The following is a 17,875-nucleotide window of genomic DNA, read 5'->3' as shown; positions in this document are numbered from 1 at the left end:
CCTATTCCGCGGCCTGAAGCGTGCTCGGTGCCGGGACGAAATCCTCCCGGAAATGCTTCAATGCGCTGAGCACGGGGTAGGGCGTGAAGCCGCCGAGTGCGCAGAGCGAGCCGAATTTCATGGTGTTGCAGAGGTCTTCGACGAGTGCGAGGTTTTCGCTGACGCGCTCGCCACGCATGATCTTCTCGATGGTCTCGACGCCGCGGGTCGAGCCGATCCGGCATGGCGTGCACTTGCCGCAGGATTCGACGGCGCAGAATTCCATCGCAAAACGCGCTTGCTTGCGCATGTCGACGCTGTCGTCGAACACGACGATGCCGCCATGGCCGATCAGGCCATCGCGCGCGGCAAACGCCTCGTAGTCGAACGGCGTGTCGAACAGCGCGCGCGGGAAATAGGCGCCCAAGGGGCCGCCGACCTGCACCGCGCGAACGGGGCGGCCCGTGAAGGTGCCGCCGCCGATCTCGTCGACGAGCTCGCCGAGCGTCACGCCGAACGCGGTCTCGAACAGGCCGCCCTGGCGGATGTTGCCCGCGAGCTGGATCGGCATCGTGCCGCGCGAACGGCCCATGCCGAAATCGGCGTAAGCCTTGGCGCCTTCGGCGAGGATGAAGGGGATCGCGGCGAACGACAGCACGTTGTTGATGACGGTGGGCTTGCCGAACAGTCCGTGATGCGCCGGCAGCGGCGGCTTTGCGCGCACGAGCCCGCGGCGGCCTTCGAGGCTTTCGAGCAGCGAGGTCTCTTCGCCGCAGACGTAAGCGCCGGCGCCGACGCGCACTTCGAGATCGAAGGTTTGCGTGGAGCCGCCGATGTTGGTGCCGAGATAGCCGCCGCGCCGCGCCGCGATAATGGCAGCCTTCATCGCCTCGACCGCATGCGGATATTCGCTGCGGATGTAGATGTAGCCCTTGGTCGCGCCGACGGTGATTGCGGCGGTGGTCATGCCCTCGATCACCAGGAAGGGGTCGCCTTCCATGATCATGCGGTCGGCGAAGGTGCCGCTGTCGCCTTCGTCGGCGTTGCAGACGATGAATTTGCGGTCGGCCTTCGCTTGCGCGACCGTCTTCCACTTGATGCCGGTCGGGAAGCCCGCGCCGCCGCGGCCGCGCAGGCCGGATGCGGTGACCTCAGCAAGGATTGCATCGGAGCCGAGCGACAGCGCGCGCTCCAGGCCCCTGTAGCCGCCATGGGCGCGGTAGTCCTCGAGCGAGCGCGGATCGATCACGCCGCAGCGGGCGAAGGTGAGACGGGTCTGGCGCTTGAGCCAGGGGAGCTCGTCTGCGATGCCGAGCCGCAGCGCTTGCGGTCCATTGCTCGACATGGACTCGAACACGGAGGCGACATCCTCCGTGCTGACCGGACCATAGGCGACGCGGCCCTTGAGGGTTGCCACCTCGACCATCGGCTCCAGCCAATGCATCCCGCGCGAGCCGGTCCTGACGATCTCGATCGGCAAGCCGCGCTGCTCTGCGGCCTGCTCGAAGGCTGTGGCAACTTCATCGGCGCCGACGGAGACGGCAGCCGCATCGCGGGGAACGAAGATGCGCATCTTCATCGCTGCGCCTCCGCAACCAGTGCATCGAGGCGCTTCTCGTCGAGCCGGCCGACGAGGCGGCCGTCGAGCATCGCGGACGGCGCGGTCGCGCACAGGCCGAGGCAGTAGATCGGCTCCAGCGTCACCCGATCATCCGCCGTGGTGTTGCCGAGCGACACGCCGAGCTTGGCTTCCGCGCGCGCAGCCAGCGCATCGCCGCCCGCGGCCTGACAGGCTTCCGCGCGGCAGAGCTTCAACACGTGGCGGCCGGCCGGCTTGTGGCGGAAGTCATGGTAGAAGCTGAACACGCCATGGACTTCGGCACGCGACAGGTTCAGCGCCTGCGCCACCATGGGAATGACCGGCTCGGGCACATAGCCGAACGCCTCCTGGAGCGCGTGCAGAATGACGAGCGTCGCGCCTTCCTGATTGGAATGTTCGGCGATGATCTCGGCGCCACGTGTCTCGTTCCAAGGCTCGTAACAAGGCTCGTAAACCGCTGTCATTTTTTTCGTTCTCAACCAGAGCGTCCCTTCGTCGCAAACTATTTGGAATCGTTCGAAGATCAATAAAGCTGTCCCATGCTGCGATTGCGAATTCAGATCGATTGACGCAGCTAATCGATCGATATGAAATCGCGATCGTGGCTGTTTCGCCGCCCGGTTTTTACGTGTTGGCAGGGGTGGGGCGTGCTAGCTTGCATGCCACGACAGAATCCTAGGGGACGCACGGTTGCTCGACAAGCTTGAACTGCTACTGGCGCTGGCGAAGGAGCGGCATTTCGGACGCGCGGCGGAAGCCTGCGGCGTGACCCAACCGACCATGTCGACCGGGCTGAAGCAGCTTGAGGAGATTCTCGGCGTGATGCTGGTCCAGCGCGGGTCCCGGTTCCAGGGTTTCACCCCGGAAGGCGAGCGGGCGCTGGATTGGGCGCGGCGGATCGTGGGTGACGCCCGGGCGATGCGCCAGGAGATCAACTCGCTGAAGGACAAGCTCTCCGGTGAGATCCGCATTGCGGCAATCCCGACCGTGCTCGGCATGGTCGCCGCGTTGACGACGCCGTTCCGTGCCAAGCATCCCGAGGTGCGTTTTCGCATTCAGTCGACCACCTCGTCGGAGGTGCTGGGACTGCTCGAAAATCTCGAGGTCGATGCGGGGCTGACCTATATTGAGAACGAGCCGATCGGCAAGGTGCGAACCATTCCGCTCTACAACGAGAGCTATCGTCTGCTGACCGCGCCGGATGCGATGTTCGGTGACCGCGAGTCCGTGACGTGGACCGAGGTCGGGCAGGTGCCGCTATGCCTGTTGACGCCCGACATGCAGAACCGACGCATCATCGACCGCGCGCTGCGCTCAGTCGGTGCGGAGGCGACACCGACATTGACCTCAAACTCGCTGCTGGTGCTGTACACGCACGTGAAGACGGGGCGCTGGGCGAGCGTGATGCCGGCCAAGCTCGCCGAGACGCTCGGCCTCTCTGACAAGGTGCGCTCGATCCCGATCACGGATCCCGAGGTCAATTACAGCATTGGCCTCGTGATCCCGCAGCGCGACCCGATGACGCCGCTGATCGCGGCGCTGGTCAATATCGCGCGCGAAGTGGCGCCGACGCTGCAAGCGTGACTTAAGCGGCTGCGGATATTCCGGCCGCCGCCTTGATCGCGTCGCGCGGCAGGGTCACGCGCACGACGGTGCCGACTTCGAGCTTGGAGCGCAGCCGCATCGAGCCGCCGTGGAGCTGCGCCAGCGAGCGGGCGATCGCAAGGCCAAGGCCGGAGCCGTGGTAGGTCTTGGTGAGCTGGCTCTCGACCTGCTCGAACGGGCGTCCCAGCCGCGCCAGCGAGTGCTGTGCGATCCCGATGCCGGTATCGGCGATCATCAGCACGATCTTGTCCTCGAGCTGGCGGCTGCGAACCACGATGCGACCACCGTCGGGCGTGAACTTCACCGCATTGGACAGCAAATTGACGATGATCTGCTTGGTCGCGCGGCGGTCGGCGACGACTGAGATGGATGTCCCGATATCGGCATCGAGTGTCAGATTCTTGTCTTGCGCCCGGCCCGAAACGACACGGAGGGATTCCGCGAGTGTCTGCGCGAGATCGAGCTCTTCCATGTCGAGCTTCATGCGGCCGGCCTCGATCTTCGACATGTCGAGGATGTCGTTGATGACCTCGAGCAGATAGTGGCCGCTGGTCAGGATGTCGTGGCAGTATTCCTGGTACTTCTCGCTTCCCAGCTCGCCGAACATGCCCGAGCCCATGATCTCGGAGAAGCCGATGATGGCGTTGAGCGGCGTGCGCAGCTCGTGGCTCATATTGGCGAGGAATTTCGACTTGGTCTGGTTGGCTTCCTCGGCGCGGGTCTTCTCGCGCTGGTACTTCTCCGCGAGATCGGCGAGCTCGATGGTCTGGCGCTCCAGAGCTGCCTGCGAGCGCTTCACGTCGATGACGGTGGCGCGCAGGCGCAGATCGTTGTCGACGAGCTTCTGCTCGTGCTCCTTGATCCGGGTGATGTCGGTGCCGACCGAGACGTAGCCGCCGTCCTTGGTGCGGCGCTCGCTGATGTGCAGCCAGCTGCCGTCGTCGAGCTGGGCTTCGAAGGTGCGCGCGCCCGGGCCCTGGCTCGCGGTCTCGTTGTGGCGGGTGCGCACCTCCGGCATGCGGCCGACTTCGAGCACGGTCTCGTAGGAGGTGCCGGGGATCACGGCCGTGTCGGGCAGCTTGTGCAGGCGCTGGAAGTGCGAGTTGCAGAGCACCAGGCGGTCGCTCGCGTCCCACAGCACGAAGGCTTCCGGAATGGTCTCGATCGCGTCGCGCAGGCGCAAATCGGCTTCCACGGTCCGTTCGGCGAGGCTCTTCTGCTCGGTGATGTCGACCGCGATGCCGATCAGGTGCGTGCCGGAATCGCTCGTCCCATGCGTCCGCTCGCAGCGGACGCGGAGCCAGATCCAGTGGCCGTCGACATGCTGCATGCGGAAGGTCTGGTCGATATGGTCGATCTTCCCCGAGATGAGCTGATCGGCGATCTCGAACAGGTCGATGTCGTCGGACTTCACCAGCGCGTTGACCTCGCCGAAGGTGAGCAGCTCGTTGCGGCCGTCGAGGCCGAGCATCGAGAACATCGACTGTGACCAGAAAATCCGGCCGCGCGACAGGTCCCAGTCCCAGAGGCCGCAGCGGCCGCGGTTGAGCGCGGTGTCGATGCGGCCGCGCACGGCGTCGTTGATCAGGTCGCCCTCGCGGGCGCGGGTCGACTGCCAGTGGAAGGCGAAGCCGAGGATCAGGACGACGAAGCCGGTGGTCGCCGACAGCGTCACCGAGAGGGCTGCATCCGAGCCCCAGATCGGCTCGTTGCGCTCCTGGATCACGGTGACGAGGCCGGGCAGCGACTTGATCTGCCGCGAGGTCGCCATCGCGGCGTTGCCGTTCGGCAGCGTCATGTCGGAGATATCGGCGTCGCGCGGCGGCGCCGCCAGCAACTGCGCCGTGGTGATCGCATCGAGCAGGCGGTCATTGCCGGCCGGATCGCTGTCGATCGGAATGCGGGCGAGGATGCGGCGGTCGACGCCGGCCGAGGTGACGATGACGTGGCGGCCCGAGGCCGTGCCCCAGGACGGAATCATGTCGGGCAGCAGCGTCGGCAGGTTCTCGATGTTCTTCAGCCGCTCCTGTCGCGCCGAGGTGAGGCGGTCGATGCGCTCGGCGAGCAAATCGGCAAGCGCCGAGATGTCGTGCCGGATCACCAGGCGCTTCTGGCGCGTCTGGTCGACGACCTGGACGAAGGCGCCGAGGCAGATCGTGATGAGGAAGGCGATGATAAGCGTCGGCACAGCGCGTCGCAGCGCCGGCTCCGCGATCAGGAGCCGATGATAGGCAGGTTTCGCGATCGATTGCGCCAATCCTTTGATCGAATCGGATTGGACACACGCGTTCGCGGCGTCTGCGCGCGCCATGCCTTCGGCCCCCTGAAACCTGCTTGCAACTGCGTTCGGAAGCAGCCCCACATCGCTTCCGAATCACAGCGATTTGAATCCAGTTTTCGCAGGCTGTCGAGAGTCAACGAATCGTTAATGTGAAATAATTCTTATCCAACGGAGACTTGGCGCGATGTGGGCCCGCAGATTGACGTGCGCGGAGAGTCCGAAACGAGAACGTGTGACTCGTCGCACGTTGTGCATCACGCGCGCGGCGGTTCGGCGTGACTGATCACGCGCTTCACGCTCGGGAAGGCGCGGCGCAGCGCGCGCTCGATCGCGTCGACATGCTCGTGCACCTTGATCACGCTCATCGACGGCGCGGCGCGGCAGTGGAAGTTGACGATCTCGCCGGCGTCGGTGTTGCGCACGCGCACGTTATGGATGTCGTGGATGTCGCCGCCGGCGGCGTATTCGGTGAGCGCGGCGGCGATGGTCTTCACGCGTTCCGGCGCGGCATCGACGCCGAACGGCAGTTCAGGTTCCAGCGGCTCGATATGGACGTCGACCTCGACGTCCGCGCCGAACTCTTCCTGGATGTTGCGCTCCAGCGTGTTGGCGACGTCATGGGCGGCCTCGAGCGGCATCCCGGCATCGACCTCGAGGTCGATGCTGACGATCAGCTTGCCGCCGAGGTCGTGCACCGTGACGTGGTGGACGGCGAGGCCTGAATTATGCGCGATGACCATGATGCGGTCGCGCACGGTCTCGTTGTCGCGCGCGACGGGGACCGGGGTAAAGGTGAGGTCGGCATCGCCGAACGCCTTGGTGACAGCCGCCTGCGCGTTGCGCTTGATCTCCTCGACACGGTCGATCGGATAGGTCCGCGGCACCTTCGCGATGGTGTCGATGAATGTGGTTGCGCCGACCATGCGCACCCGCAGGCGCTCGACGTCGATGACGCCGGGTACGCTGCAAATTGCGGCCGTGGCCTTCTCCTGCGCGCCTTCCGGTGCGCGGTCGAGCAGCGTCTGCACGGTGGAACTGGCCATGCGCAGACCGAGAGCCGCGATCATCACGGCAACCGCGGCGGCTGCGGCGGCGTCGCCCCACCAGAAGCCGAGCGCGGACAGGATGAGGCCGACGATCACCGCGAACGAGCCCAGCACGTCCGAGGCAAAATGAAGTGCGTCCGCGGCAAGAGCCTGGCTCCTGGTTTCGCGGGCGGCACGATGCAGGGCGCGGGCGCGCCAGAAATTGACGGCGATGTCGATCACCAGCACAACGAACGGCACGGCCGAGATGGTCGGTGGCGGCGTGCCCTCACGAAGGTGACTGTAGGCCTGCACCAGGATGCCGCCGGCGAGCACGTAGAGCAGGGCGGTGACGCCGAGTGCCGAGATGCTCTCCAGCTTGCCGTGGCCGTAATGATGCTCGTCGTCGGCCGGCTTGTCCGAGACCCGCACCACCGCCCAGGTGATGATGGTCGCGACCAGGTCGACCGAGGAGTGCAGGGCCTCCGAGATCAGCGCCAGTGAGCCGATCGCGATGCCGACCACGAGTTTGGCCGCGGCCATGCCGCCGCTGGCGAAGATCGAAATGGCCGCGACCGATGTCTTGCTGTGTTGTGCGCTCATGGCGGGGATTTAGCAGCCCGACCGTGAACATCAAGCGATGATCCACAGGCGTAGTCGCAAGTGAGTTGCAAGAGCGACGTTGGCGCTGTCATTCCGGAGGCGCCCTCCCGGAATGACAGTTCTTCTCAGAGCGTCACGACGATCTTGCCGAGATGCTTGTTCGCCTCCATGTGCTCGAACGCCTTGTCGATGTCGGCGAAGGAATACACCTTGTCGATCGGCAGTTGCAGCTTGCGCGATTCGACCGCCCCCCAGATGTCCTTCTTGACCTCGTCGAAGATCTCGCGGACCTCCTCGATGGTGCGGGTGCGGAAGGTGACGCCGATATAGTTGATGCGGCGCGCCGCATGCAGGTCGAAGTTGAAATCGGCATGGGTGCCGCCGAGCCGGCCGACATTGACGATGCGGCCCTTGATCCTGGTCGCGGCGAGGTTCTGGTTGGCGACCTTGCCCGACACCTGGTCGACGATGAGGTCGACGCCTTCGCCGCCGGTCGCCTTCAGCACCTCGTCGACCCATTTGGGGTCGGAGGAGTCGACGGCGAGGTCCGCGCCATACTCGGTCAGCCGGCCGCGCCGATAGGAATCGGTCGAGGAGCCGATCACGAGTTTTGCGCCCTTGAGCTTGGCTATCTGCATCGCCATCAGGCCGACGCCGGAGCTTGCGCCCTGGATCAGCACGGCTTGCCCGGGCTGCACGCCGCCGACGGTGACGACGGCGTTGTGCATGGTCGCGAGCGCGACGGGGAGGGTAGCGGCCTCCTCGAAGTTCATGTTCGAGGGCGCGCGGAACAGCCGGCCGTGGTCGGCCAGCGTGTATTCGGCAAAGGCCGCGCCGCCCGAGCCCATGATGCGGTCGCCGACCTTGACACCCCTGGCATCCGGTCCGAACTCGGGCGACCTCGCCGGCCCATTCCATGCCGAGCACGGTGCCGGCCCCGCCTGCCGCGCCATGGGCGTGGCCCTTGCGCATGCCGGTATCGGCGCGGTTCAGCCCGCAGGCGCGGACGCGGACCAGCACCTGGGTGCCTTTAGGCTTTGGTTGAGCGACGTCGGAAATCCGAGCGCCATCAGCGCCATAGACATAAGCCTTCATGAATTACTCTCGCTTCTTACAGTGATTACTCCGCAGCTTGCGCTGTCGGATGAACGATCATGGCTTCGAGCCTGCTGCGGATGATGGCTTCCGCCTCGCGCACGATGCGGGAGATCAGCTCGCCGCAGCTCGGGATGTCCTGGATCAGGCCCTGCACCTGGCCGGCCGACCAGATACCTTCGTCGGAATTGCCGGTGGCATAGACCATCTTGCCACGGGCACCCGCAACGAGTTCGCGGATGTCCTCGAACTTGGCGCCTTCCTTCTCCATGGCGACGACCTTGGTCGAGATCTCGTTCCTGGCGACGCGCGAGGTGTTGCGCATGGTGCGGAAGATCAGCTCGGTCTCGCGCTCGTCATTGGCGACGATCTTCTCCTTGATGAGTTGGTGGATCGGGCTCTCTTTGGTGGCCATGAAGCGCGTGCCCATGTTGATGCCCTCGGCACCTAACGCCAGCGCGGCAACGAGACCGCGCGCATCGGCAAAGCCCCCTGAAGCGATCATCGGGATCTTGATCTTGTTGGCGGCGGCCGGGATCAGGATCAGGCCGGGGGTGTCGTCCTCGCCGGGGTGGCCGGCGCATTCGAACCCGTCGATCGAGATGGCGTCGACGCCCATGCGCTCGGCGGAGAGCGCGTGGCGGACGCTGGTGCATTTGTGCACGACCTTGACGCCGTGCTTCCTGAACTCGTCGACATGCTCCTGCGGCTTGTTGCCGGCGGTCTCGACCACGGTGATCCCGCTCTCGATGATGGCGGCGCGATATTCGGCGTAAGGCGGCGGCTTGATCGCGGGCAGGATGGTGAGGTTGACGCCAAAGGGCTTGTCGGTGAGGTCGCGGCAGCGCGCGATTTCCTTCCTGAGGTCCTCCGGCGTCGGCTGCGTCAGTGCCGTGATGAAGCCGAGTGCGCCGGCGTTCGCGACGGCGGCGACCAGCTCGGCGCGCCCGACCCATTGCATGCCGCCCTGGACGATCGGGTGCTCCACGCCGACGAGCTTTGTGAACCGTGTCTGCAACATGACCTGTTTCCCCCGCCTGCGTGGCCCGCAGGCTCTGTTATCCGTTGATGCCGGCAGGATGCCGGTCGGGTCGGGAAAAGTCTATTGCAGGGGCCTGCGGTGAGGGCGGGGCGTCATGCGAGGGGCGGGGGGTGATTCCGTGAGGCGGATAATCTTGGTTGCGGGGTGGTTGCCGTATTCTCCACCCGTCGTCCTGGCGAAAAGCCAGGACGACGGCCGAGAGGTAGCAAACGTGCTGCTTCCGAGCGCCAACTGGCACTCGCGTCAACCTTGGCCACGAAGCCTCAGAAGTCGCGATGGAATATACTCGACGTCGATGCTGATGCCGTCTCCACTCAGAGGATTCGCCGTATAGACGACGGAGACAGACAGCTCGAATTGGCTCACAATCGTCAGGATGGCGATGGTGAGCGCGGTGTCTCCACTCGGGGCTCCACCCAGCAGCATCTCTGCGATACGGCAACAATCATCCATCGTCGCCCCCAACGGAGGAAGCTTGATGACCTCTACTTGATGTGCAGCAACCGCAGTGGGGTCGGCGATGTTGGGCTCACGCGCAACAACGGCGCCCGAGTTGATCAAGGGCAGGACGAACTTCAGAACCGGCGCGGTCACCAGATTGAGATTTTGAATGTTGACCTCGGTCGCGTACACGCCCGGCCGCGCGCCCGCGACACAACAACAGTTGGTCTCGGTCTGTTTACCGCACACGATCTTCGCGCTGTATGCAAAGAGGCCCTCGGCTGCAGCCGGTATGGTACCGAGCTTTTCGAGAAGCGGATGCTTTAACCGGTCAGCACTTGAGCCCGTCTGATTGTTAGCCATCTCGACCTCCGTGAAGGGTTGGTGGAACGGATGAGCGGCACCTGGGCGCGTTGCTTATATTCCTCGGTCTTGCCTCGATTGACTCTTGATCACTCTTCACCAGACGCTTTCCGAAGCGCCTGCTCACGACCTATAATAGCACTGTCGAGGAATGCTCGCCAGTTCATGTTGCAAGCGGATAACGATTACTCCGCCGACAGCCGCACCATCTGGCGGCCGCCGTTGATTTCCTTGAGGCTGTTGACGAAGTTTTCCGGGCGCTGCCAGCGGTAGGGGACCTTCAATCCCATATACTCGGCGATGTCGCCGATGAAACCGGTGCAATTAGTGGTCTCGGCGTTCCAGACCGGCGAGTTCGCCTGCAATTTCTTGATGTAGGCGAACACGCGCTTGGCGTCGGTCTCGTTCAGGTAGACGCGATAATTCGCGGTCAGATAGTCCGGATCGAGATCGCCGTAGCTCGCGCCGGTCTCGGACGGCACCCAGGTCAGGTGACCGAGCACGTAACTCAAGGTGTCGCCCTTGGGCGTAAGGCCCGCGACCTCGACGGCGCGCTCGCTGGTCTTGCCGTACCAGACGAAGGCGTGGCCCCAGCTCGCGGCTGTCCGGGCGCGGAAATCGACGTAGTAGGGGCCTTTTTCCGCGCGCGCGACAGGCCGCTGCGTCGATTGCGGCGCGGAGACAAGCGCGTTCGCATCGGCAACGCGCTTGTTCGCTTCGTGGGCCGAAGCCGCTTGAATCGTGGACGAGAGCACGACGGAGAGGGTGAGCGCCGCAAGCAAGCGGCACCCCAATCGCTCAGAGATGTTTGTCACGCTTAGCCCCTCGACTGTTCGCAGCTCAACGCCGATTCAACGATGAGTTGCGCGTCAGTAGCGCGCTGCCACCGGGCCGGGCGCCTTGCCGATCGGGGCCTTTCCAATCGGGCTCTTGCCAATCGGCATCTTGCCGATCGGCGCCTGCTCCTGAACGTAAACGGGCTGCCGGCGCGGCAGATCCGCAGCGTTCGCAGCCGTCACCAGAGCAATCGTAGCACCCACGACAATTACAATCTTCTTCACAGTGATACCCCCTGCAGGTTTTGTCCAAACACGGCAGCGCCGTGCCCCCAGACACGCCTCACAGAAGGGCGGCGAAATGCGTCCACAGTGCGGCACCCCTGCGACATGTTGGCGGCATATGTCAGGCGCGCAGAGATGTGATGTGTGTGTCAGAATGTTTCGGCGCTGCGCCGCGTGCTCGTCAGCGGTCGGCGCTGAGGCGGAAATGCATCTCGATCTTTGCGGGCGATGGTTCGCTCGCAACGCGCCAGGGCGAGAAGCCGGGCGTCGGATCGGGATCGGAAGGAAGATCGATCGGCCAGCTCTGTGTTGGCAGGCCCGGGAGCGTCAGGCTGACCGCGCGGTGGCGCGTCTTGTACATCAACGACGCGGAGGCAATGATCGCTTTGCGGTCGCCATCATGCGCGCGCCAGTTCGCCGGCAACATGGCGTTGGCATACCCCTGCGCTTCCTCGACCACGATCTGCACGTCCTGTTCGTTGTCCGGCAAGGTCATGCCGGCGGGTAGCCGAAACTCGATTGCGAGCGTCATGAAGCCATGGCTGAGATTGGGCGAGCGAATGAGTTCGTACCACCCCCACCAGCCGAGGATTGCCGTGATGAGCAGAACGGTTGCGGCGAATGGGAAGGACAGGCGTGTTGCGGGGCGAGGCGCGGCACTGGGGGTCTCCGTGGCTGGCGACGGCGCAGCGTTTCGGACCAGGCCGAAGCGCACGAACAGCCAAACGCCAGCGATCAGGCCGACCACACCACCGATCGGGCCGATGTCGAAGAAGGCACCCATGGCGATGCCGCCGTCGCGGTCCGGTCCCGCCAGCATGACCACGAGCGCGGCAAGCGCGGACCAGCCGGCGAGCGCGCCGAGGACGGCAGACAGGAGGCCGAGGATGAAGCGCATGCGTGGTTGGTCGCACGGATAAAGATTGCGGTTCGAACCCGATGCGTCTTACCCGATCCGGTTCAGGCTGTTGCGGATTGTCGAGAAGATCCCGCCGATGTCCTTGCGCAGGCCATCGAGCGCATTGAAGTTTTCGAAGATGCGCGTGAGCCGGTCTTCGACCTCGCGCTTGCTCTTCGTCAGCGCATCCACTCGTGAGGCGAGTGTCACCTCGCCATTCGCCTCGATCTCGCCGACGGTCTTGGCGAGGAGGTCGCGGGTGCTGCTGACGTCGGCGATCATGGCCTCGATACCGAATACGGGGGCTTTCAGCGGCACCAGATCGGCCTGCGATTTCGAAAGCTCCGTCTTGAAGGCGTTCAGCGTCGCCAGCGTCTCCTGAAGTGCGCCGAGGCGCTGGCGCGACTGGAGGACGAAATCGTTCAGCGCGTTCTGGCGGTCGGCGAGGGTCTTGCCGTCGGGGTCGGTTTCGATATCGGCGAGCGAGCGGTCGAGCTGGGCCCGGCGCTGGCCGAGCTCCTCGAAATCGAGCCGGATCGCTTTCAGGATATTGGCGCTGTCGTCGATTCGGGCGAGGCGCTGCTCGATCTCGATCTTGTTCTGCGACAGCGTCTCGACGCGTGCGCTGAGCGGCGCTTCGCCGCCCGTTTCGAGCTCGTCGATGGTCTTGGCGAGGCGGTCATGGCTGAGGCTCAATTCGCTGATCAGGGCGTTGATGCCGGCATCGGACGAGCGCAGCGGCACCAGCTCGGCGTGGGATTTCGCCAGATCTTCCTTGTATTGGTTTAGCGTTGCGAAGGTGTCCTGCACCGAGCCTACCCGCGACAGCAGCGCCGATACGTCGCTCGCGATATCCTTCAGCCGATCGGCGAGATTGTTCTTGCGGTCGTCGGTCTCGAGGTCGAGCAGCGAGCGTTCGAGCTGGTTCTGGCGGTCGCGGATCTCCGTGAACACCGGCTCGACTGTCCGGCGCTGCTCCGCGACCTTGCCGACCATCTCACGCAGCCCCTGCTGGCGGCGGCGGATCTCGGCGAGCTGGTCGTGCATGTCGGTGGACTGGTTGCGGCCCTGCTGGAGCAGAGCGCGCTGCTCGGTCTCGCCCAGCTTGTCGTGCAGCGCGGAAACGGCCTCGCGCGGGTCGCTCTCGATCAGGTGCTGGACCGTCGCATCCAGGTGGTTTTGCAGGGCGTGGGCGACGACGACGTCTTCCCGGGTCTTCTTGAGGCGGTCGCGCAGCGTGTTGAGGCTGCGGTCCTGGCGCGACAGCCGCCAAATAGCTGCGCTGATCAGCGCCAGCCCGGCCGCGAGAATCGCGCCGGTTGCGATGCGCTGCGGCATCGGCAGGCCCGCAAACAGGGCCGGCAGGTGGGTAATGTCAAAACCAAACGCCTGCGGGGCGAGAAGCGCGATGGCGGCGAGCAGGACAAACCAGGCAACCAGGAAAAACAGCCACATCGTGTCGCCCTCGTGCCGGCACAATCTCGCCATGATTGCTATGGGAGAGCGGAACCGAGATCAAGGGGCACGCGGGTTGCTGGACGCTTCCAGTCGCGAGATCGGCGGCCAGGCGGGACAACCGGCGCAGGAGCGTTGCCGGGTTTTCCCGAGAGTGGAGGGCGGGCGAGGACCTCAGCCGTCGTTCCGGGGCGGCGCGAGAGCGCCGAGCCCGGAATCCATAACCACAGTCAGCAGTCGTGAAGCGAGATCGGCGTGGCGCTACGCCTAACCCAAATTGAAATCGTGGTTATGGATTCCGGGTTCGCGCTACGCGCGCCCCGGAATGACAGAGAGAACTACAGCCGAAACTCGTTCGTCAGCTCGCCGATGCCGTCGATCGCGACCGTCACAATATTCACCGGCTCCTTCATCACGCCGACGCCGACCGAGGTGCCGACGGCGATGAGGTCGCCGGGGAGCAGGGTCATGTCGTGCGAGATCTTGCTGACCAGCTCTTGCGCGCTAAAGATCATGTCCGCGATCGGATAGTTTTGCCGCTCGGCGCCGTTGAGGATGGTACGGACGGTGAGCTTGGCCGGATCAAGGCCGGTCGTGATCACCGGGCCGAACGGGCCGTAATCGTCGATGCCCTTGGCGCGGGCCCATTGGGCGAAGGTGGGATCGCGCGTGAGGATGTCGTTGGCGGTGATGTCGTTGACGCAGGTGTAGCCGAAGATGAAGGCATCGGCCTCCGCAGGGGAGACGCGGGCGCAGGTCTTGCCGATGACGATGCCGAGCTCGCCTTCGTAAGTCGTCTTGCCGTCATAGGACGCCGGAGGGCGGATCACCGCGCCGGGCGTCGTGATGCTGGTAGTCGCCTTCAGCAGATAAAGCGGCTCCGGTGGCTCGGGCTGGTTCAGCTTGGCCGCGAGGGCGTGAAAATTATTCCAGAGCGCGACGATCTTGCTGGGTGCGCAGGGTGCGAGCAGCTCGACCTCCGACAGTGCCAGCGTCTTGCCGGTCGGCGCATTGCGGCCGAACATCTCGCCCTCATGCACGCTGATGCCTGATGAGGTCTGCGTGCCGAAGCCGGTCGCGCCGGCGTGGCGGAAGCGGAGCCATTTCTTCATTTCGCCCGCCATCACGCCACCGCCAGCGCGCGAGGATCGCTAGGTGCCGAGACGCCGTCATAGAGGCCGGCGATGCGGGCGCGCTGGGTCACCATCGCCAGCACCGAGTCGAGTGCGGGCGTGGCGATTTTGGTCAAGCGGCCCATCTCCTGCACCACGGTGACGAGAGGGTCGATCTCCATCGGACGGCCGCGCTCGAGATCCTGGAGCATCGAGGTCTTGTGCGCGCCGACCTTGCGGGCGCCTTCGATGCGGCGCTCGACATCGACGCGGAATTTGACGCCAAAGGTTTCGGCGATGCCTTGCGTCTCCACCATGATCGCGCGCGACAGCGCGCGGGTGGCCGGATCGGTGCAGATCACGTCGAGCGTTGCATGGGTCAGCGCGCTGATCGGGTTGAAACAGACATTGCCCCAGAGCTTGAGCCAGATCTCGTCGCGGATGCGGTCGAGCACCGGCGCCTTCAGGCCGGCTGCGACGAAGAGATCGGCGAGGCGCTGCACGTCGGCGGTGATCTCGCCGGAGGGCTCACCGAGCGGAAAATTGTGGCCGTAGACGTGGCGGATCACGCCGGGCGCCTCGATCTCGGTCGCGGGATAGACGATGCAGCCGATGGCGCGCTCGGCGCCCAGCTCGCGCCATTGCCGGCCGCCGGGATCGATGCTCTCCAGCGTCGAGTTCTCGTAATCGCCGCCGTGCCTGTGGAAGTACCAATAGGGGATGCCGTTGACGGCGGTGACGATGCGGGTGTGCGGACCCAGCAGCGGCTGCATCTGCTCGATCACGCCGGTGATCGAATGCGCCTTCAGCGTCACGATGATGTAGTCCTGCACGCCGAGCTCGGCGGGATTGTCCGTGCAGCGGGGATGGACCGTATGCTTCTCATCGCCCGCGAGCAGCGTCAGGCCGTGCTCGCGCATCGCCGCAAGGTGCGCGCCACGCGCGACCAGGCTGACATCGGCGCCAGCGCGCGCAAGCTGCACTCCAAGATATCCGCCGATCGCGCCGGCGCCGTAGATGCAGATTTTCATGAAATCCTCGAAGGGCAGAAACCGGAAATTTGGGACGAAAGATCCGGTCCGGCGCGGATGGATCCGAGCCGGGGCCGGTCGTCGCAGGGAAGGGTCTTGCCGCTTAAGCTGCTTGCGGCGTGCCGTTGATCGCCTCGTCGACGGCAGCGGCGATGTCGCGCATGCTGATGACGGAGACGAGGCTGTAATCGTCGATCACCGGCAGATGCCGAATGTGATTCCGGTTCATCAGGTGCCGGACGTGCTCGATCGTGTCGCTCGAGGTGCAGGAGACGAGCTGCTGCACCGACACGAGCTGCGAAACCTTGACGTTGACGGCGCCCGCGCCGTGCTCGGCGACGGCGCGCACCACGTCACGCTCGGTGAACATGCCGACCGCGGTGTTGCCTTCCGAGCGGACCACGTCCTTGACCACCAGCGCGCTGATGTTGTTGGCGCGCATCAGCTTGGCAGCGATACCCACCGTTTCGTTCATTCGCACCGTAACAACGCGCGGCGTCTTCTTGCGCAGAATGTCTCCGACCAGCATTGCAACCTCCTTCGGTGAATGATGCAGCAAGTGTGGTATACATTATGCCAATCGTCAAGCGCTGGATTTGGGCTGATCCGAAAAATCTTGCGGCAGGAATGCTGACGTTTGAGGTCGGATGAAAAAGAAAAAGGGGCGCATTGCTGCGCCCCTTTTTGATGGATGCGGTTGTTGTCGGAGGCTATGCCGCCTTGGTGCTTCCCGCCGCCGTCTCGGCAACCGTCGCTTCCTTGCCGAGGATGAAGGAGCGGCGCAGCGGCTTGATCACGAACAGCGCCATCAGCGCGGCGGTCGCGTTCAGCGCCACCGCCACCACGAACACGGCCTTCCAGCCATAGGCGGCCGAGATCACGCTTGCGAGCGGGACCAGCAACGCGGCGGTGCCCTTCGCGGTGTAGAGCATGCCGTTGTTGGTGGTCGCATACTTCGAACCAAACGTGTCGCCGCAGGTGGCGGGGAACAGCGAGTAGATCTCGCCGAACACTCCGAAATAGACCGCGGTCGCGAGCACGAACACGATCGGGATCTGGCCGTAGGCCGACAGCGTCAGCAGCATGACTGCGGCGGTACCGAAGGCGATGAACATGGTGTGCTCGCGGCCGATCGTGTCGGAGACCCAGCCGAAGAAGGGGCGGCCAAATCCGTCGAAGATGCGGTCGAGCGAGATCGCGAAGGTCAGCGCCGCCATCTGGAAGCCGAGAAGCGTGACCGGCGTGTCGGCGATCTTGAAGTCGTGTGCGATCGGGGCGATCTGCGCCGCGGTCATCAGGCCGCCGGAGGCGACCATGACGAAGACGAGGTACATGACCCAGAAAATAGGCGCGCGCAGCACCTGCGGCGGGGTGAAGTCGATCTTGGTCTGCGGCAGATTGAGCTGCTTCTTCTTCGGCGGGATCGAGATCCGCGGCGGCTGGATGAAGAAGGCGAGCACGAACACGATCAGGCCCTGGCCAATTCCGAACTTCAAGAACGCGGTCTGGTAGCCGCTCGATGCGATCATCATCGCGATCGGCACCACGGTCAGCGCGGCGCCTGCGCCGAAGCCTGCGGCTGTCGCGCCGGCGGCGAGACCGCGGCGGTCGGGGAACCATTTGAGCGCGTTACCGACGCAGGTGCCGTAGACAGCGCCCGCACCCATGCCGCCGACGACTGCGGCCGCGTAGAGCAGGGCAAGCGAGTCGGCATAGGAATTGAGAATCCAGGACAGCGCGATCATGACGCCGCCGAACATGATGACGATGCGCGGGCCGTATTTGTCGACGAACCAGGCTTCGATTGGCACGAGCCAGGTCTCGGTGACGACGAAGATGGTGAAGGCGAGCTGGATCGCCGCGCGTCCCCAATGGTGGACCGCATCAATCGGATCGACGAACAGCGTCCAGCCATATTGCAGGTTGGCGATCATCGCCATGCAGACGATGCCCATGCCGAGCTGGAACCAACGGAAACCTGTGCGAAGGGGCGCAGCTGTGACAGCGCCATCCGTGCTGGACATCATCAATAACCTCCCAAGCGCCTGTCTTGTCGACATCAACTGCCAAGATGACCTGATGTCGCAAACATTGTGTCTTAGTGTCGCAAGCGCGGCAGGAAGCTTGGTATACCATATTCCAGAATGCAAGCCCTATCTTCGAAGGCACGCCAAGAAAGTGCGGAGTTCCGTTCGGATTTCGAGAATGATTGGTGCTTCGCACAAAACGAAAACGCCCGGCCGCGAGGGCCGGGCGTGATGCGCAAGATCGTGTTTGCAGCGCG

At 64.5% G+C, this 17,875-nt stretch carries 15 protein-coding genes and 1 pseudogene; 1 reads left to right on the top strand and 15 read right to left on the bottom strand.

Translation table 11 applies throughout. The features are described from left to right. Nucleotide 1 precedes the first annotated feature (1 nt). Nucleotides 2-1,558, bottom strand: coding sequence for a formate dehydrogenase beta subunit (locus ACPPVR_RS29275; protein ID WP_426610028.1), 1,557 nt, complete (start codon nucleotides 1,556-1,558; stop codon nucleotides 2-4). Then, nucleotides 1,555-2,043, bottom strand: a complete 489-nt coding sequence (locus ACPPVR_RS29270; protein ID WP_426610027.1) for a formate dehydrogenase subunit gamma — start codon at nucleotides 2,041-2,043, stop codon at nucleotides 1,555-1,557. The genes ACPPVR_RS29275 and ACPPVR_RS29270 overlap by 4 nt, the downstream gene beginning before the upstream one ends. A gap of 226 nt (nucleotides 2,044-2,269) precedes the next feature. Between ACPPVR_RS29270 and ACPPVR_RS29265 the strand changes: the two genes are divergently transcribed. Further along, a complete protein-coding gene (locus ACPPVR_RS29265) occupies nucleotides 2,270-3,163 on the top strand; it encodes a LysR family transcriptional regulator (protein ID WP_426610026.1) in 894 nt (297 codons plus the stop codon). Between the two features lies 1 nt (nucleotide 3,164). On the opposite strand, the gene ACPPVR_RS29260 is transcribed toward ACPPVR_RS29265, so the two are convergent. The 13 genes and pseudogenes from ACPPVR_RS29260 to oxlT form a co-directional block, all read right to left on the bottom strand. Next, on the bottom strand, nucleotides 3,165-5,495 hold the full coding sequence (locus ACPPVR_RS29260) for a PAS domain-containing sensor histidine kinase (protein WP_426610025.1): 2,331 nt from the start codon (nucleotides 5,493-5,495) through the stop codon (nucleotides 3,165-3,167). Between the two features lie 224 nt (nucleotides 5,496-5,719). Then, complete coding sequence (locus tag ACPPVR_RS29255; RefSeq protein WP_426610024.1) at nucleotides 5,720-7,093, bottom strand: cation-efflux pump; 1,374 nt, start codon at nucleotides 7,091-7,093, stop codon at nucleotides 5,720-5,722. A gap of 125 nt (nucleotides 7,094-7,218) precedes the next feature. Then, nucleotides 7,219-8,188: pseudogene (locus ACPPVR_RS29250) on the bottom strand (quinone oxidoreductase family protein). 25 nt (nucleotides 8,189-8,213) lie between these two features. Next, nucleotides 8,214-9,209 (bottom strand): NAD(P)H-dependent flavin oxidoreductase, encoded by a 996-nt coding sequence (locus ACPPVR_RS29245; protein ID WP_426610023.1) that lies wholly within the window; start codon nucleotides 9,207-9,209, stop codon nucleotides 8,214-8,216. 264 nt (nucleotides 9,210-9,473) lie between these two features. Next, entirely contained in the window at nucleotides 9,474-10,034 is a 561-nt protein-coding gene (locus ACPPVR_RS29240) for a hypothetical protein (protein ID WP_426610022.1), read from the bottom strand. A 185-nt stretch (nucleotides 10,035-10,219) separates the two neighbouring features. Then, a complete protein-coding gene (locus ACPPVR_RS29235; RefSeq protein WP_426610021.1) occupies nucleotides 10,220-10,849 on the bottom strand; it encodes a hypothetical protein in 630 nt (209 codons plus the stop codon). 54 nt (nucleotides 10,850-10,903) lie between these two features. Continuing rightward, nucleotides 10,904-11,101, bottom strand: a complete 198-nt coding sequence (locus tag ACPPVR_RS29230; RefSeq protein ID WP_426616206.1) for a hypothetical protein — start codon at nucleotides 11,099-11,101, stop codon at nucleotides 10,904-10,906. Between the two features lie 175 nt (nucleotides 11,102-11,276). Further along, on the bottom strand, nucleotides 11,277-11,993 hold the full coding sequence (locus tag ACPPVR_RS29225; RefSeq protein WP_426610020.1) for a hypothetical protein: 717 nt from the start codon (nucleotides 11,991-11,993) through the stop codon (nucleotides 11,277-11,279). A gap of 48 nt (nucleotides 11,994-12,041) precedes the next feature. Then, nucleotides 12,042-13,448, bottom strand: coding sequence for a hypothetical protein (locus ACPPVR_RS29220; RefSeq protein WP_426610019.1), 1,407 nt, complete (start codon nucleotides 13,446-13,448; stop codon nucleotides 12,042-12,044). Between the two features lie 338 nt (nucleotides 13,449-13,786). Then, on the bottom strand, nucleotides 13,787-14,560 hold the full coding sequence (locus ACPPVR_RS29215; RefSeq protein ID WP_426610018.1) for a fumarylacetoacetate hydrolase family protein: 774 nt from the start codon (nucleotides 14,558-14,560) through the stop codon (nucleotides 13,787-13,789). 11 nt (nucleotides 14,561-14,571) lie between these two features. Beyond that, on the bottom strand, nucleotides 14,572-15,591 hold the full coding sequence (locus ACPPVR_RS29210; RefSeq protein WP_426610017.1) for a 2-dehydropantoate 2-reductase: 1,020 nt from the start codon (nucleotides 15,589-15,591) through the stop codon (nucleotides 14,572-14,574). A 103-nt stretch (nucleotides 15,592-15,694) separates the two neighbouring features. Further along, nucleotides 15,695-16,120 carry a CBS domain-containing protein gene (locus tag ACPPVR_RS29205; RefSeq protein ID WP_426610016.1) on the bottom strand — a complete coding sequence of 142 codons (426 nt, stop codon included), beginning with the start codon at nucleotides 16,118-16,120 and terminating at the stop codon, nucleotides 15,695-15,697. 181 nt (nucleotides 16,121-16,301) lie between these two features. Then, the gene (oxlT, locus tag ACPPVR_RS29200; RefSeq protein ID WP_426610015.1) at nucleotides 16,302-17,618 is read right to left on the bottom strand and encodes an oxalate/formate MFS antiporter; all 1,317 of its coding nucleotides are present in this window, start codon (nucleotides 17,616-17,618) and stop codon (nucleotides 16,302-16,304) included. Between the last annotated feature and the right edge of the window lie 257 nt (nucleotides 17,619-17,875).

The sequence above is a fragment of the Bradyrhizobium sp. McL0616 genome, assembly GCF_049993385.1.
Lineage (GTDB): Bacteria > Pseudomonadota > Alphaproteobacteria > Rhizobiales > Xanthobacteraceae > Bradyrhizobium.
The sequence above is the reverse complement of the archived record's forward strand: the minus strand, read 5'-3'. Positions and strand labels throughout refer to the sequence as shown.